Below are 15,640 nucleotides of genomic sequence, written 5' to 3'. Positions count from 1 at the left end.
GTATGCACGGACAAGTGGCGGCGGTCTTACTTAATCAGCCTCCGCCAATTCCTCGGCGACTTCAACAAACTGTTCGAGGGCGGCACGGAGGTTCTCTGCGATCTCCGCTGCGATAATGTCGGGCGGGGGCAGCGCATCGACATCTTCCAGAGCGTCGTCTTTGAGCCAGAAAATGTCGAGATTGGTTTTATCGCGGGCGACCAGCTCCTCATAGGTGAAGGACCGGTGGCCATCTGGATGAGCGCGCGGGGCACTGGATCGCGCATATCCCGGAACAAGGTCTCTTCGCCGGTGGACTCATAGTCGAACAGGAGTTGATCCGCCCAGCGGGCGAGATGGCCGGGGAGGGCGCCCATGTATTTCTCAGATTGTCCGGCAACGCCGGAGAGGGTGATGCCCTGTTTCTTGGCCTCGATCACGCCGCAAGCCTTGCCCTGCAAGAAGAGAAGGTAGTCGGTCTCGTCTTGCCCAAGCTGGAAATGCCGCATCGCGACACCAAGCGCGGCATTGCGGTTGTGCGCGCCTTTATCCTGCAGCACCCAGCCTGCGGCCTGCAGGAGGGCGTCTATGGATTGCCGGGCGCGATCTTCAGGAGTCATCGCCGACAACTCATAATGTCATGAATGCATCTGAAAAGTGGAATTTAATGCAGCCGGAGACAGTCAACCCGCGCGAAGGCGGGCAGACTGGGGGATATCACTCTGTCAGGCAGCTCCCACGAAGGGCAGTTTTTTGGGAATTAGCGCTGACGCCGGCGGCATTCTCAGCGGGAATCAATAGCCGGGGCATGCTCTGCGAACTTCCGGGTTGGCCAGGGGAGCCGGATTGAGCCCAGAACCAGCGCGGCGCTCAGGAGGAGGCTGGCATTGACGATCCATGCTGCCGGGTCCGTGATGCCTTCCGGTGCGTAGCGCAGGGCGTGCAGTACCGGTAGGGCAATCAACATCAGTCCAAGGACGATGCGAAGGTAGCGAGAGACAGCCAGCGGCGCCGGAGCGAGGAATGCCGGGACAAAAGCCAGCAGGCAGACACCCAGATAGAAAGGGATTTCCGGAAGGTGCAGCCCAAACAGGCTGGTGAGCGCGATGGCGCAATAGGAGATCGGCTGCCCCCAGACGAGCGCATACCAGGCGCGCTCCCAACCCGGCACCGGCTTTCCCTTGTCCTTTCGCCGCGCAATCCAGATGGTCACGCCGGTGGAGATGATCGCTGTGAGGCCCAGCCCCAGCAGCACATAGGCGATCTTCACCGGCCAGCCGCCAAACCAGCCGAAGTGCAGAGGCCCGAGCGCGGCAATCAGCTGAGCGCCCGCAGGCCCATCGGCAAAGCCGCGCGAGCCGGCGAGGTTTCCCTCTCCATCGTAGAAATACTGTTCTGACAGGGTGAGGTCGCGCGGCATGTGAAGCGCGACGAGGAAGCTCTGGCCTTTTTCTCCGGCTTTGTAGAGGGCCACGCGCTGAAGCCGGGCTTCCGGGTGCTTTGCCAGCGCGCTTTCGATAGCGGGCACGATCTGCGGCAGGGGGGCGGGGGCGGGATCTTCGGCAAAGACCGGGCCGCCAATGGTGGCGCGCGCGCGGCTCATATCGCCGTCGAAGGCAGCCATGGCGAGGGTGCCAAGAATGATCGCCGAGAGCCCAAGCAGGGCCCCGGTAAATGGGACGGCGATATGAAAGGGAAGCGCCCAGACGCTGAGCCGGTTGTGGAGATCGGCCTCCTGCAGGCGCCGGGACCCGCCGCGCCGGAACGTGAACGCGTCGCGGAAAATACGGGGGTGCGACAGCGTGCCGGACACGACCGAGGCAAGCAGGGCGACGCCGGCCAGGCCCACCAGCGTCAGGCCGATCATCTGAGGCATATGCAGGTTGATGTGCAGATGCTCGATGAAGTGAAGGGCGCCTTCCCGGCGCTCGCCCAGCAGGTTGCCTTGGCCGTCGACATTGTAGATCGTTTCGGCGCCTGTGGTGAAATCCATTATACGGAGGGATGCATACGGCGCGTCGGCTGCTGGCGGTGTCGCCACGATATAGTCGTTGATCCCTTGCTCAGCCGCGATCTGCACGCCTGTTTCCAGCATCCGGGCAATCGTCGCGGGCGGCATGTGCGTCGTGATGGGAACGGTTGGATTTTCCCAGCGCGCCAGCTCAGCGGTCGGAACGAGGAGTGTGCCGGAAATGCAGAGGACGTACATAAGCGCCGCAAAGGCAAGGCCCAGAGCAGAATGGCCCGCCAGCATGGAGCTGACAAACCGGGCGGGGATTTTTGGCCAGATGGGTTTTGTCATTGCTGCTGGGCCCGCCCTATATGAACGCCGCTGTGTAGGCGGCAATGCTTGAGAGGATAAGGACGGCCAGCGCGCGCAGGATGCGGTCGTCGGCGAGGGTCCACACCATGCCGCCGGCCCAGAGAAGCGGCACCGTCAGGCCCCCGATGGCGATCCGGTCGGCTTCGCCCAGCGGCAGGCCTTTGGCGAGCGCAACGCCCGCGCCGACCGCTGCGAGCCCCGAAAGGGGCCCCGCCAGCAGCACACGGATCACGCCCCGCCAGAGGCGGCTGGGCCTGTCGGACGGATCCGTTGCGCTGGCGCGCGCAGGGCCGCTGCGCACCTCGCGCCAGCGCACGTGAGTGGCCAGGACCGCCAGCGCGACAATGGAAAACAGCGTGATGCCGGCGGGTATCCCCACCTCGGCGCCCAGCCAGGCCCCGCAAAGAGCCACGGCAAGGGCGCAGGCGGCCCAGCCTGCGCTGAGCAGCCAGGGTGTCCAGCGCGTGCGCTTGTCCCAGGCTTGGCGGAGCGCGGCAATGCCGGCGCCCGAGAGCGCCAGCGCCGCCACAGGCAGGAGCAGGCCGGTCATCCGCCCACCTTCAGAAGCTGGCGTCGAGGCGCACGGAGATCACTCGCGGATCACCGAGGCGGGCAAAGCCGCCGGAAGCGTCCCGGTTCAAGGTTGTGTAATAGTCCTTGTCCAGAAGATTACGCGCCATGAGGGACGCGCGGATACCATTTGCAAAATCGTATCCAAGGCGCGCATTCAGCAAAACCCGTTCGCCGGTCTTGTTCTCTTCAAGGTTTTCCTGATCGGAATAGGCCGATGATTGGTAGTTTGCATCCAGGCCGCCGAAGATGCCTTTCCCCTTGTCATAGCTCACGCCGGCATTGGCGCTGTATTCGGGCGCATAGGCAAAGGTGTTGCCGTTGAAGTTGTCCGGTTGGCCGGCGCCGGCGTTCGGATTGGGGAATTCCTTGAATTCGGTGTGGGAATAGCCCACCCCGCCATAGAGATTGACCGCTTCGGTGAGCTGGTAGTTCAGCTCCGATTCCAGTCCGTAGACGGCCGCTTTTCCGGCATTTGCCGTGGTGTAGAAGTTGGGTGCATTTGGCACTTGAACGGAGACCTGCTGGTCGGTCCAGTCAGCATAGTAGATATTGGAGTTCAGTGTCAGCCGGCCACCGAGGAATGATTGGCGGGCGGAGAGTTCGTAGTTCCAGAGATATTCCGGATCATAGACCGATACCGATCCATCCAGGGCCGAGATTTCCGAACCGCCGGCGCGATAGGCTTTCTGAACCACAAAGGCCAATGTGGTGTCCTCGCCGGGACGCCAGCGCAGGCCCGCCTTGGGCAGGAAGGCGTCGTACTCGGTCTCGCTGATCTGGGCCGAACGGCCCTCGAGGGCGCGCAGGAAATTATAGGCAGGCGGAAGATCGCCCAGGATCAGCGTGTCGGCAATCGCCTCATTCTTCTGGGTTTCGTTATCGTAGCGCGCGCCGAAGAGAAGATCGAACTGATCGGTGATGGCATATTCCCCATCGAAGAAAACGGCATAGTTTTCGGCTGCGAAGTCAATGAAGGAATCCCGGCTCACCAGATTGCTGAGCGGCAATTGCGGATAGGCGAAGGCGATCGGAATGGTGAAGCTGTCAGTATAGTCCGTTGACGCATCGATATAGTAGATCCCAACAGCGCCGCGCAGGCGATCGCCCGTATATTTGAAGCGCAGTTCCTGCGAGAGGGACTCGTCAATACCTTTGCGGAACAGGGACGAGATCGGCAGCGGCGTCACATCATAGTCCTCGATGCGCGTATAGTCAGTTCGCTGCCAGGCGGTGATCGACTGCAATTCGACCTGATCTGAGAGCTGCCAACTGGCATTCACAGACTGCAGCCAGGTTTTCGTGCCTTCAGAGCCGGCCACATCATAGGCCGCCTCCCGGGAAAATCCGGTTGCGGGATTGACGCCGTCTTCGCCGGCGAAATTGTCCGTATAGGATGTTGTCGTGATGATGCGGATATCGCTTGTGGGCTCAAACAGGAACTTGACGCGGCCACTGGTCACCTCGGTCGCATCTGCATCCTTGCCCAGATAGGTGTTCTTGATGAATCCGTCACTTTTGCGGTGCTGCGCAGAGACGCGCACGGCCAGCTTGTCCTCGACCAACGTGCCGCCACCTGCCGCGGCTATCTGGAAGCTGCCATACTCGCCCGCTTCCAGGCGCCAGCGCAGGTCCGGATCATAGCTGGGGTCGCGGGAGCGGGCATAGATGGCACCGGCAAGCGAGTTGCGGCCAAAGTTTGTAGACTGAGGACCCCGGAACACTTCGACCTGACCCAGATCCCAGCTCTCGAGGGGGCCAAAAAAGGTCGTATAGTTGCCGAGCGCGGCGTCGTCCACATAGACGGTGAGCGTCTGCCCACGCCCTGCGCCGCCCACACCGCGCTGGTCAATGCCGCGAATGGAGAAGCCAAGATCGCCGAAGGAAGCGTTGACGTTGGGAATCCGCTCAACCAGGTCGTAGAGGTCGCTCACGGGCTCGCGCGCGATCTCAAGCGCGCTGACAACTTTCACCGAAGAGGTGACGTCCTCAATCGCCGTATCGAGCTTTTGGCCCGTGACGATGATGGTCGACTGGCGGCTTTCGGCTTCGGTCACTTCCTGAGCGGCCGAATTGAGCGCGGCGATGCTGGCTGTGGCCAGCAGCATCCAGAATTTCATACAAGACCCCTGATTGCAAATGCGATTAATTCTCATTCGCGATACTGCGGAGTCGCAAGGGTGTAAAGGGGGGGAGAACGTGTTGCAGACCAATTGTCAGAGAGAGGCGGCAGGGTCGTCAGCGACGGGCGGTTACGCCTCGATAGAGCCGCTGCCTGATCCTGTTTCTCGTTCCGGAACCGGAGCTGCGTCCGGCCCGAACAGTCCGGCGGCGGCGTAGCAACTGACCCGGTTAGGCGGGGGCCGCGCGCAGTGCAGAAGTATCCTGCTTGAAGGATTGACAAGGGGAAGGCACATTCTAATAACGTTATAACGTCACATTTTGAGAATGTGGCGATCCTTCCGTTTTTTCTCCCGGGGTCTCACATGTCATTCCGTTACGGCTGCAGCTTGATGGCTGTTGCAACTTCATTTGCTTTCATTGCGGCGCCCGCACATGGCCAGGCCGGTGAGGAAGAAGCGGCGATGCGCCAGGAAACGGTCGTCGTGCTGGGAGCGCGTCAGGCCTATCAGGGAGACTTTGCTTCTCTGGAGACACCGCAAGCTGAGCAGCGGATTGATGAAGAAGTCCTCCGGAATGCGGGCGCGGTTGATCTCAGCCAGGCGCTGGACCTTTCTGCTTCGGTGGCTCGCCAGAATAATTTCGGCGGGCTGTGGAACAGCTTTGCGGTGCGCGGCTTCGTCGGCGACCAGAACCTGCCGAGCAACTATCTCGTCAACGGCTTCAATGCAGGACGTGGATTTGGCGGGCCGCGTGACCTCTCGGGAGTCGAGAGCGTGGAAGTCCTCAAAGGCCCGCGGGCGGCCCTGTTTGGCCGGGGCGAACCGGGCGGTACGGTCAACCTTGTGACCAAGCGGCCGACGTTTGAGACAGAGGGTCTGGTGCGCCTCTCCGCGGGTAGTTTCGACACCTTCCGCGTGGACGCCGACTGGACGGCGCCGCTGACGGAGACGCTCGCTGTCCGGCTCATCGGCTTCCATGAAGATGCCGGCAGTTTCCGGGATACGGTTGAAACCCTGAAGTATGGCGCCAGCCCGTCTCTTGCCCTGCGCCTGGGTGAAGCTACGCAGCTGGTTTATGAACTCGAGTATAGTCACAAGGAAATTCCGTTTGACCGGGGCGTGGTCGCCATCGACGGCCAGTTGGGCCGTATTCCGGAAAGCCGCTTTCTGGGAGAACCCGGGGATGGTCCTCTGGAGTCGGATGTTCTCGGCCATCAGATCGAATTTCAGCATGCGTTCAATGAAGACTGGCATCTCATGCTGGGCGCGACGGTGCGGGATACCTCCCTGGAGGGGTTTTCCACGGAGGCCGAGCTGACGAGCGCGCGCCAGCAGTTGCTGGTTGATGGTCAGACCCTGACGCGGCAGCGGCGTTTCCGGAACTATGATGCAACCTATTCAGTGCTGCGCGGAGAACTCAGCGGCAAGTTCATGACCGGGCGGATAGAGCATCGAATTCTCATCGGCGCGGATACGGACAAGTTCGAGAACGACCAGGTGTTTGCCCGCGCCCGCGCGCCGACACTGGCCACCAGCCCCAGCCTTGCGCAGCTTCAGGCGATCAACATCTTCAATCCTGTTTATGGCCAATACCCGCTGCCGGCGCCCGCACCGCTGACCGACCGCCTGGATATCCAGGAATCAAGCGGCCTCTTCCTGCAGGACCAGGTTTCCCTGACTGACCGGCTCGAAGTCCGTGTCGGCCTCAGATATGACGACTACGCACAATCTTTCGAGAACCGGCTGAGCGGTACGGAAGTATCTCAGTCCTATACCCAGACCAGCCCGCAATTCGGACTGGTCTACAGGCTGAGCGATGGTGTTTCGGTCTACGGCGTGTATGGCGAGAATTTCCGGCCATTGTCTGGCACAGACTTTGACGGCAACCCGTTTGATCCCAACCAGTCGCGGTCTGTGGAGGGCGGCGTGAAGTTTCTCCTGCGGGAGGGCGCGCTCGCCGGGACGATCAGCGTTTTCAGCATCGAGCAGGAAAACATCCTTGTCTCTGACCCGGTCAATGCCGGCTTCTCGATTGCGGGCGGGGAGGCTGAAAGCCAGGGATTTGAAATAGACCTGCAGGGCCGCCTCACGGCGTCGCTCTCTCTCTGGCTATCCTATGCCTATGTGGATGCGTCCCTCAGCAATGACATCCTGGATCCGGATTTTGCCCTGCCGGTGAAGGCCGGTTCGCGTCTTCTGAACATTCCGGAACATACCTTCAGTCTGCAGATGGCTAAGGAACTGGAACTGGCGGGGCGGCCGCTGACGCTCGGCGGAGGGCTCCTGCATGTGGGGGAGCGGCTGGGTGAGACCGGCACGGATTTTAAGTTGCCGGACTATACGCTGCTCCGGGCGTTTGCGGCCTATAACCTGACCGACACGGTCATCCTCCGCGCAGAAGTCGACAACCTGACGGATGAGACCTGGTACGCCAATTCCTACTCCCAGCTTTGGGTCCAGCCGGGCACGCCCCGGAGTTTCCGGATCTCTGCAGCCTATCGTTTTTGAGGCCCGGCATGAAAACAGTTCTTGAAGCGCGTGATCTCAGTGTCGACCGGTCGGGCAAGCGGGTGCTTGATGGCGTGAGTTTTTCCGTGACCGAAGGCGAAGTGTATGCCCTGCTCGGCGGCAATGGCGCGGGCAAGTCCACAACGCTGCTGACCTTTCTCGGTTTCCTTGCGCCCGTATCCGGGCTGGCGCATGTCAACGGGAAGGCGCCTGCCGACGACATTACGGCGGCGCGCCGCGCAATCGCCTATCTCCCGGAAGCCGCTACGCTCTATGGCCATCTGACGGCCCGCGAAAACCTGCGATACTTCCTGTATCTTGCCCACATGCGTCCGCAGGCTGACGCGATTGAAGCCGCGCTTGATCAGGTCAGTCTCCAGCCGGATGCGAGAGGGCGGCGCCTTTCCGCCTACTCGAAGGGCATGCGCCAGAAAGTGGCGATTGCACTCGCCCTTCTCCGGGACGCGCCGATCCTGCTTCTCGATGAGCCAACCTCCGGGCTCGACCCCGTTGCCATCGACGAGTTTCATGGTCTCATTCGCCTCCTGGCGGGAGCCGGGCGGTCGGTCCTGATGGTGACGCATGATGTTTACGGGGCCTGCCAGGTGGCCGGGCGCATCGGGCTCCTGCGGCAGGGGCAGATGGTTGGCAATTTCACGGCGCCCTCCGGTGGCCGGATCGAGACCGAGGCGGTCCACGCCGCATTTGCAGGACGCGTTCCGGCATGAGCACGGTCCTGACCCTTGCAATCGGGGAATGGCGCTTCTGGTTGCGCTCGCGCCTGGTGCTTGCCAGCCTGATCATCATGGCCTGCGTACTGGCCGTCACCAGCCTTGCCACAATCACACGGATGGATGCGGCTCAGGCGGAGCGTCTCGCGCATCAGGTGGCTGCCGAAGAGCGGTTTTTGGCCCAGCCGGACCGCCACCCTCACCGGATGGTGCATTATGGTCACTACGCCTATCGCGCGCCCGGACCACTCGCCATCATTGATCCGGGTGTTGACCGTGTCACCGGCCAGTCGATCTTTCTTGAGGGACACCGCCAGAACTCGGCGATGTTTGCCGAGACCCGCTCCGGCGCGGTTCTGGGCCGGTTTGTGGAACTCACTCCGGCCTTGGCCTACCAGGTGCTGGCGCCTCTGCTTCTCATCATCCTGGGGCATTCTCTGATCATCCGCGAAAGGGAAGCAGCGACCCTCGCGCCGCTCCTGGCGCAGGGCGTCCAGCCGGTTGCAATACTTGGCGGGAAGGCACTGGCGCTGGCGAGTGTCATTCTGGTCATGATGGTTCCCTTGATGCTGCTTGCCATACGGGCCACCCTCAACGGGGAAAGCGCGATCAGCGCGTTCACCCTGATGGGTGCCTACGCGCTCTATCTGCTGATCTGGGGCGGGCTGGTCCTTCTGGTTTCCGCGCTCGTCCGCCAGCGCGGCATGGCGCTCGGGATCCTTGCGGCTTTCTGGGTGATTTCTGCGGTCATCTCCCCACGCCTTGCCGCGAGCTATGCCAGTGTCACCTATCCGGCAGCCGGGAAAATCGAGACCGGCCTGATGATGGCGCGCGACCTCCGCGAAGTTGGCGATGGCCATGATGCCGGCGCGTCCACCCATGACCATCTGCGCGAGCAGTTGCTGGCTGAGTATGGTGTGGAGCGTCTGGAAGATCTGCCGGTGAACTTCCGCGGAATGGTTGCACTGGCTTCGGAAGAGAAACTGACAAAGCTGCTCAATCAGTACGCAAACGAACAAATGTTGCGTGAGCAGCAGCAGGCCAGCCTCGTTCACCGGTTGGGCTGGGTATCTCCCTTCATTGCCATTGGCGGTGCTTCCCGCACTTTGGCCGGAAGCGACCTTGCCGGGCACCACCGGTTTCTGCAGGAGGCAGAAGCGCTGCGCTTTTCCTTTGTGCAGGGGCTCAACACGGCTCATGCGCACACTCTTTCCTATGCCGACGATGTAAACCGGAACCGGGATGATGAAGCCATGCAGCGGGCGCGGGTTGGCGCGGAAAACTGGAAAGTTCTTTCCGATTTCCGGTTCAGCCCCTCACCCGCGCAGGATCGGCTCCGGGCAGCTTTACCCTTCTTCACCATGATGGCTGCCTGGGCGGCCGGTTTGTTTGTCGCCCTTGGGCTAGTTGCCGGGAGGCTTGGAGCGTGAATCATCCCTCGGCCCTCCTGCGGGAAGCCTGGCTCATGTCCCGCGACCGCGCGGCAATCTTCTGGCTCGGCCTGGCGTTTCTCCTGTCTGCTATCTCCGTTGCCAGCGGCGTCGCAGAAGTGCGTCACCAGCGCGTCGAGATCGCGAAGCTGGTCGAACTGGACGCGATAGACCGGAACGCTGAACTCGCCCGGCAGTCGGACTGGGGCGGGGCGGCTTATTATGCGTTCCACTTTACCTATGATCCGCCTTCTGACCTTGCCTTTGCGGCGCTTGGGCAGCGGGAGAGCGCAGCCTGGAAGCACCGGGTACGGATGCTTGCGCTGGAGGGGCAGATACATGAGACAGATGCTTCCAACCCCGAGCTGGCACTTGCCGGGCGGATCGATTTTTCTTTCTTTGCGGCTTACATTGCTCCGCTGCTGGTCATCTTTCTCCTCTACGACCTGAAATCCGGAGAAAGAGCCGCCGGACGAATGGAGCTTCTGACGGCGACGGCGGGAAATTCCGCGGCGCCCTGGCGGACGCGCGCGGCTATACGTATAGCGGCATTGGCTGCCTGCATGCTCCTGCCTCTGGGCGTTGGCGCCGCAGTCATGAGCGCGCCGGCCGCAGACCTTGTCCTCGTTTCAGTGGCCGTCGCGCTGCATCTTCTGGTCTGGTGGGGGCTTGTGGCGCTGGTTGACCGCCTGTCCGCTGCGCCGACAACGCAGCTCACCCTCCTCGTAGGGGTGTGGCTGCTGCTCGCTATTCTCGTTCCGGCGACAGGCAGGATCCTGGTCGAGCGCGCGGTGCCCGTGCCGTCGGGCGCCGACATACTCATGCTCCAGCGGGAAGCTGTTAACAGAGCGTGGGACATGCCGAAGGAGGACACGATGGTGCCGTTCATCGAGCGCCATCCCGAATGGGCCGATTATAGCGCGATTGATGCCGGGTTTGACTGGAGATGGTATTATGCCTTCCAGCAGGTTGGTGATCAGGCGGCTGAAGAGATATCGAAGGCTTACACGCTTGGCCGCCTCCGGCGCGATGCGGCAGCGGGGCTGGCTGCCTGGATGTCTCCACCCGCCCTCCTGGAAAGACATCTTCAGTTCCTCGCCGGAACGGATGTGCGTTCAGTGATCGCCTATGAGCAGTCAGTGCGTGACTTCCATGCAGAGCTGCGATCCTTCTACTATGCCCGGCTATTCCGGGGGAAGGACTTCAGGTTGGAGGATGCTGACGGGCTTCCGGAGTATATCCCAGCCCACTGAGGATATGCGCGCGCCGATCAGGGTGCGGAGAGAGAAAACCAGGGGCCCGGACGCATCCGGGTCCGTGGATCAGCTTCGGGCAAATTTGTGGTCTGGTGCAGCGACACCTGCCTCGCCTAATAGCGGTTTTTGATCGACAGGATGCGGGTGGCCTGGCGGGCGTCTTCCGGGGGGATGTTGAGATTGGCCAGAAGCGCTTCAAGGTATTCGGCTTCCGCCGCGACCATGACGCCGTCTGCGAGGCAGAGATCCAGGCAATGCAGAAAGACCGAAAGGTGCATGTCCTGCGGAAGGGCCCGGCAGGCTTCTGCCTGCCATTCGGGACGGTCGGCGCGCCGCTTGAGGGCGGTCCGGTTGATTGCGGCAAGTTCGTTGGGATCAAGATTGCGCAGGACGCGGGAGCGATGCGCCAGGGCCATCAGTTCTTCTGACTCCTGCTGCGCCATACGGCCGTCTGCCAGCGCGGCTGACAGCACAAGACACAGAAAGGCTTCCGGGATGGTCCAGTCCGTCTGCCGGTCCGGAAATTCCGACACCAGCTCCTTCAGGCTGAAAGCGGGCTTTGCCTCGGCTGTAACCGGGATGAACAGTTCGCCAGGGGTTTCGGTCAGGTCTGTCATGGTGTTGTCTTCCTGTAGGGAGGGGGCGCGTTCTGCTTGTCCGGGAAATCAATCCGGACGCGGAGCAACAGGGGCGGGCGGCCAGGCTTCGATCTGGGTCTTTATCTGCTCCAGGCGGTCGCGGCGTGTCTGCAGGGCGTTGACCGTCTGATCCAGCCATTCGACTTCGGCGGGAAGCTCGGTCAGCCGCTTGGGCGCACCGGCGCGGCTGGGCTGCGCCAGGAGCGCGGCAATCTCGTCTTCCAGCTGGTCTGATTGCCGCTGCAGCACCACGATGCTTTGAAAGGGGGCGAAGCTGTCAATCTCGCTCTTCTGTTGCCTGATGGTCTCGGCCTGCGATTGGAGTTGCGTGTCCTTTGTCTTGATCTGCTCCGTCAGTTTTTTGATGTGCAGGTCTGCCTGCTCGGCAGCCGCGGCGGCATTCTGCTTGACCATCGCCATCCCGGCGCCGGCCGCGACAACCACCCCGGCAAGGAAGACAACGGCAATGAACAGGCGCGCCCGGCCGCTTCGGGCCTTGCTGGCTTCTTCTGACAGGGCCTGCATGTCTTCGCGGGTCGGAACAGGCTGGAAGACGAGTCCTTCGGTGCGGTCAGGGTCGTTTGTCGGCTGCATGGTTCAGATTTCCAGTAAGAGGGCGTGAAGGGGAAGGGGCAGCTTCTGTCGGGAGGAGGAAAGGCCTGGCCATCGGTTCATCAGGGGGCTGAGCATTTGAGAACCCCGTAATGGCCGAAGAAGGCGTCCAGCCCGGCCCATGTGCTGGACTCCGGCGGGATCGTGACTTCACGGCGGCACCGGCTGATAACCGTCAGGCCGCTGGCGAGCATGTCTGCGACATTTACCTCGCGCTGCAGGTCGTCAAACCAGATGCGGGTGGCGGCGCCGGGCTGTGTTTTGGCAGCCTCCTGACCCGCGCGGAAGGAGTCTTCGGCAAGGCGAAGGACGCTTCTCCAATAGTCCTGCGACGCAGCATTGTAGGCCGAAACATCCATAAGGTGGGCCTGTTTCAGGAAATACATCCCTCTGAGCAGGGATCTTTCGGGCGCGCTGCCGGCGGGGCAGCGTTGCAGGGAGGAGGCTGTTCTCACTTCCTTGCCGCCATTGAGGATGTGGGCGAGGCAGTCAAGCCGGATGTATTTGGGGGCAAAGCTGTTGGACTGGGCGGCAGTGTCCGCATGGGCGAGCATGCGGGATTGCCAGCCGGGACGGCGGAGGATGGATTCGGAGATGCCGGCCATGTAGTGGGCTTCTGCGTCCCGAGGGCTTTGCAGCCGGGCGGCCGCCCGCGTAAGGGCATCAAGCGCGCCAGCATAGTCTTTTTGAGTGAAACGTAACCGGCCGACTTCATATTCCAGATCCGGCCCCGGCTGCCCGGACGCATAGAGCGGTTCGAGAATGGCGAGGGCGTCACCGGGTTTGCCAGCATTCTCGAGCAAGCGCGCAAGGGACAGGGATGCCTGCTCGCCCTTGTCTGCGCCCCCAAGGGCCAGCGCGGCGCGATAAGCCGCTTCCGCATCTTTTGCGCGGCCAGCGCGCGCATAGGCTTCGCCGAGCTTGAGCCAGCCCTGATAGGCAGGCGCCTGCGCGATCGCCGTTTCGAGCGCCCGGACGGCGCTGTTTATCAGCGTTTCTTCTTCGAGCGGTGTGAGGTTGTCTCTGGCATTGATGAGGCTCAGATAGCTCGTGCCAAGACGTTCCAGATCGCCGGCATGGTCTGCGCCTCCCGCAGTCTGGCTCAGCGCCTGGGCGGCGTTAAAAGCTTCAGCGGCAGCTTCGAAGTGAGAGGAAGCGCTGGGCCGATCAAGCTCCGCCAGCTTCAGATGAACCAGACCCATATTGCGATAGGCAAGCAGTTTCAGTTCATCCGAAGGCAGAGCATCCGTGTAACTCGACACGGCGGACGTTCCGAGGGAAATGGCTTCGGCTTTGCCTGGCGGGGAGCCGCCCGCGTTCAGCATGGAGGCGTGCAGCTGCTCTGCCCTCCGGAATGCGATCCCGGCAAGCCTTTTCACCGCTGCTGCCGAAAAATCCGGGCAGCGCTGAACAATCTGGCGAAGGTCGGCCATCTCCAAGGGTTCCTGGGCGGGGCCGCGGAGAAAATTCACCTGTGACCGGAGATTGAGCCCGCGACAGGCCAGCGCGGAGACACCCTGGTCCTCCGAGGCCGCCAGCGCCTCCCAATTATATGATCCGAGGGCCTCATTGGCGGCGATGAGGCACGCTTCCGCCGTGCCGCAGGCTGCAGCCGGCACTTCGGAGGATGCCTTCAGCGCAGCAGCGTGCACCAGGCGGCGCCGGATGTCGAAGCGCTGATCTGCTCCGGAAGCTGCCGCGTTGGTGGCGGGAAGCAATGCCTCCTGATGAATGAAGGACCTCTCGATATGGTCGAGGGCAAAGCGGGTGCAGCCGCCGGGAGTATCGCAGGCCAGAGAGGCGGCTGCCTGATCTGCCAGGAGATTGAAGGCCAATGCCGCATTGAAATGCGCGCTGGCGCGATCAATGCCGTTCTTGCGGGCGTCTGCGGCGGCCTGGTTGCCCGAACAGGTCAGCGCCATGCGCTCTGCGGTGCCAGGCTGTGGCTGCACGTCTCGGCGAAAGCAGTCCTGCAGACCCGACCAGTTGTTGAAGCCTGCCTCCGAAGAAGGGGGTGTCGATGCGCAGCCGGCGGCTGCAAACGCAAGAAGCAGGGCGATTGCCCAACCTCTCCTGCCGCTTGTTTGATGTTCCCCCGCGCCCATTTTTGTCCCGCCTGCTTGCCTGCGTTATGATTAATTAGTGGGCGGAACTTCGCAATCTTCCCATCCGGAGAAGTACCTAGCCCGCTTTCAAGCGGTCAGCGCGCGTCGGAGAGGGGAACCGGAACCTGCGAGCCAAACAGGAGTTAGGAAGTGGGGGGCATCAGGAAGGAGAGATCCATGAGCAAGGCCCCGAGCGCCGAAGAACGCGCAGCAAGGATACATGAAAGGGCGCAGCATCTGTGGGAAGAGGCGGGCCGGCCTGCCGCTGGCGCGGAGGCTTTTGAAGAAGAGGCCGCGCAGCTGCTTGCGATTGAGCAGGCGCCCCGGGCTGGAACAATCCCGTTATCTGCGTCGCTGAATGAGCCGGAAGCCGAGCCCATAGAGGCGCTCGAAAATCAGGGCGAATTTCCCACCCTGACTGATCAGGGAGAGGACAGCTCAGGGCCGCAACGCCGCACCGATCGCCAGCGGGGGTCTGGTTGACCGGCATCCCGTGACCCACCGCGAGTTCATGCTTGCTCGCGGGAAGCAGCGTTAACGTACTCTCGACGGATTGGTTCCACGGGAGCTGCTGCCATTTCTGCAGATGGAATTGTTCCGCATAAAGATGTGTTTGACTGGTGGGCAGGAGGAACCTCTTCGGGAGTGCCGCGTTTTTGTGCATCCAATGCGAAAAGGCAGACAGGTTGGTCATGATTACCCTTTCGGATGCAGACGCGTACAAAGCCGAGCTGACAGAGTTCATCAGGGCAGAAAGCTTTCCCTGTGTGGGGGCCAAATCCGCGCTGGCCAGGGATGAACTGGTTGTTGGCCTCTATCAGGATATCACCACCCCCGGGGATGATGTGGATTTGCGCGAGGATCTGCTCGGCTTCATCCGCACGCTGGATCGGGCGGGGCCGGTCGTCCAGTCCTTCACAGCGATCTTCAGGGGGCCAGACAGCTTGTCCGAGGCCGCTTTCGAAAAGGCGCTCTGGAACCGGCTGCAATGCCTCCACAATCTTGACGCCGTCGCCGGCGCCCCCTGGGCGGAAGGGACGTCGCCGGATCCGGATTCTCCGCATTTTTCCGTCAGCGTCTGCGGCGAGGCCTTTTTCGTCATCGGCCTTCATCCGGGGGCGTCGCGGCCTGCCCGGCGGTTCGGCCATCCGGCCCTGGTGTTCAATTCCCACGACCAGTTTGAACGTCTGCAGGCAGACGGACGGTTTGACCGGATGAAAGCCATCATCCGGGAGCGGGAGGAAGCCGGCGCGGGCTCTGTCAACCCCATGCTGACCGATTTTGGCGAACGATCCGAGGCGCGCCAATATTCCGGCCGTCTGGTTGGCGACGACTGGACCTGCCCCTTCAAGCCAAAGGTATAGA

Annotated in this window: 13 protein-coding genes; 6 read left to right on the top strand and 7 right to left on the bottom strand. The window is 62.1% G+C overall.

The features are described from left to right. Nucleotides 1–26: 26 nt before the first annotated feature. The 4 genes from C0456_RS06040 to C0456_RS06025 form a co-directional block, all read right to left on the bottom strand. On the bottom strand, nucleotides 27–539 hold the full coding sequence (locus C0456_RS06040; protein WP_291049585.1) for a hypothetical protein: 513 nt from the start codon (nucleotides 537–539) through the stop codon (nucleotides 27–29). A gap of 224 nt (nucleotides 540–763) precedes the next feature. Beyond that, nucleotides 764–2,281 carry a PepSY domain-containing protein gene (locus tag C0456_RS06035; RefSeq protein WP_291049583.1) on the bottom strand — a complete coding sequence of 506 codons (1,518 nt, stop codon included), beginning with the start codon at nucleotides 2,279–2,281 and terminating at the stop codon, nucleotides 764–766. Nucleotides 2,282–2,297: 16 nt separating this feature from the next. Next, nucleotides 2,298–2,852, bottom strand: coding sequence for a hypothetical protein (locus C0456_RS06030; RefSeq protein WP_291049580.1), 555 nt, complete (start codon nucleotides 2,850–2,852; stop codon nucleotides 2,298–2,300). 10 nt (nucleotides 2,853–2,862) lie between these two features. Beyond that, the gene (locus C0456_RS06025) at nucleotides 2,863–4,992 is read right to left on the bottom strand and encodes a TonB-dependent receptor (protein WP_291049578.1); all 2,130 of its coding nucleotides are present in this window, start codon (nucleotides 4,990–4,992) and stop codon (nucleotides 2,863–2,865) included. A gap of 393 nt (nucleotides 4,993–5,385) precedes the next feature. On the opposite strand from C0456_RS06025, the gene C0456_RS06020 reads away from it, so the two are divergent. From C0456_RS06020 to C0456_RS06005, 4 genes are read left to right on the top strand one after another with little or no spacing between them, the layout of a single operon-like run. Next, on the top strand, nucleotides 5,386–7,503 hold the full coding sequence (locus C0456_RS06020) for a TonB-dependent siderophore receptor (RefSeq protein ID WP_291049576.1): 2,118 nt from the start codon (nucleotides 5,386–5,388) through the stop codon (nucleotides 7,501–7,503). A gap of 8 nt (nucleotides 7,504–7,511) precedes the next feature. After that, a complete protein-coding gene (locus tag C0456_RS06015; RefSeq protein WP_291049574.1) occupies nucleotides 7,512–8,231 on the top strand; it encodes an ABC transporter ATP-binding protein in 720 nt (239 codons plus the stop codon). Then, nucleotides 8,228–9,664 (top strand): DUF3526 domain-containing protein, encoded by a 1,437-nt coding sequence (locus C0456_RS06010; RefSeq protein WP_291049572.1) that lies wholly within the window; start codon nucleotides 8,228–8,230, stop codon nucleotides 9,662–9,664. Before C0456_RS06015 ends, C0456_RS06010 begins: the two co-directional genes overlap by 4 nt. After that, on the top strand, nucleotides 9,661–10,917 hold the full coding sequence (locus tag C0456_RS06005) for a DUF3526 domain-containing protein (protein WP_291049570.1): 1,257 nt from the start codon (nucleotides 9,661–9,663) through the stop codon (nucleotides 10,915–10,917). The genes C0456_RS06010 and C0456_RS06005 overlap by 4 nt, the downstream gene beginning before the upstream one ends. A gap of 116 nt (nucleotides 10,918–11,033) precedes the next feature. On the opposite strand, the gene C0456_RS06000 is transcribed toward C0456_RS06005, so the two are convergent. From C0456_RS06000 to C0456_RS05990, 3 genes are all read right to left on the bottom strand, one after another. Continuing rightward, on the bottom strand, nucleotides 11,034–11,537 hold the full coding sequence (locus C0456_RS06000; protein ID WP_291049568.1) for a TerB family tellurite resistance protein: 504 nt from the start codon (nucleotides 11,535–11,537) through the stop codon (nucleotides 11,034–11,036). A gap of 48 nt (nucleotides 11,538–11,585) precedes the next feature. Next, nucleotides 11,586–12,152, bottom strand: a complete 567-nt coding sequence (locus C0456_RS05995) for a hypothetical protein (protein ID WP_291049566.1) — start codon at nucleotides 12,150–12,152, stop codon at nucleotides 11,586–11,588. Nucleotides 12,153–12,232: 80 nt separating this feature from the next. Then, complete coding sequence (locus tag C0456_RS05990) at nucleotides 12,233–14,122, bottom strand: hypothetical protein (protein ID WP_291049565.1); 1,890 nt, start codon at nucleotides 14,120–14,122, stop codon at nucleotides 12,233–12,235. Nucleotides 14,123–14,452: 330 nt separating this feature from the next. Between C0456_RS05990 and C0456_RS05985 the strand changes: the two genes are divergently transcribed. Both C0456_RS05985 and gntA read left to right on the top strand, forming a co-directional pair. Beyond that, nucleotides 14,453–14,758, top strand: coding sequence for a hypothetical protein (locus tag C0456_RS05985; RefSeq protein ID WP_291049562.1), 306 nt, complete (start codon nucleotides 14,453–14,455; stop codon nucleotides 14,756–14,758). Between the two features lie 209 nt (nucleotides 14,759–14,967). Beyond that, a complete protein-coding gene (gntA, locus tag C0456_RS05980) occupies nucleotides 14,968–15,639 on the top strand; it encodes a guanitoxin biosynthesis heme-dependent pre-guanitoxin N-hydroxylase GntA (protein ID WP_291049559.1) in 672 nt (223 codons plus the stop codon). Nucleotide 15,640: the final 1 nt, after the last annotated feature.

The sequence above is a fragment of the Hyphomonas sp. genome, from assembly GCF_013823385.1.
Taxonomy (GTDB): Bacteria; Pseudomonadota; Alphaproteobacteria; order Caulobacterales; family Hyphomonadaceae; genus Hyphomonas.
The sequence above is the reverse complement of the archived record's forward strand: the minus strand, read 5'-3'. Positions and strand labels throughout refer to the sequence as shown.

What these genes read in the sequence shown, in the direction of transcription:
- C0456_RS06035 (WP_291049583.1), bottom strand. Translation starts at nt 2,281, where the DNA reads ATGACAAAACCCATCTGGCCAAAAATCCCCGCCCGGTTTGTCAGCTCC.
- C0456_RS06030 (WP_291049580.1), bottom strand. Translation starts at nt 2,852, where the DNA reads ATGACCGGCCTGCTCCTGCCTGTGGCGGCGCTGGCGCTCTCGGGCGCC.
- C0456_RS06025 (WP_291049578.1), bottom strand. Translation starts at nt 4,992, where the DNA reads ATGAAATTCTGGATGCTGCTGGCCACAGCCAGCATCGCCGCGCTCAAT.
- C0456_RS06020 (WP_291049576.1), top strand. Translation starts at nt 5,386, where the DNA reads ATGGCTGTTGCAACTTCATTTGCTTTCATTGCGGCGCCCGCACATGGC.
- C0456_RS06015 (WP_291049574.1), top strand. Translation starts at nt 7,512, where the DNA reads ATGAAAACAGTTCTTGAAGCGCGTGATCTCAGTGTCGACCGGTCGGGC.
- C0456_RS06010 (WP_291049572.1), top strand. Translation starts at nt 8,228, where the DNA reads ATGAGCACGGTCCTGACCCTTGCAATCGGGGAATGGCGCTTCTGGTTG.
- C0456_RS06000 (WP_291049568.1), bottom strand. Translation starts at nt 11,537, where the DNA reads ATGACAGACCTGACCGAAACCCCTGGCGAACTGTTCATCCCGGTTACA.
- C0456_RS05995 (WP_291049566.1), bottom strand. Translation starts at nt 12,152, where the DNA reads ATGCAGCCGACAAACGACCCTGACCGCACCGAAGGACTCGTCTTCCAG.
- C0456_RS05985 (WP_291049562.1), top strand. Translation starts at nt 14,453, where the DNA reads ATGAGCAAGGCCCCGAGCGCCGAAGAACGCGCAGCAAGGATACATGAA.
- gntA (WP_291049559.1), top strand. Translation starts at nt 14,968, where the DNA reads ATGATTACCCTTTCGGATGCAGACGCGTACAAAGCCGAGCTGACAGAG.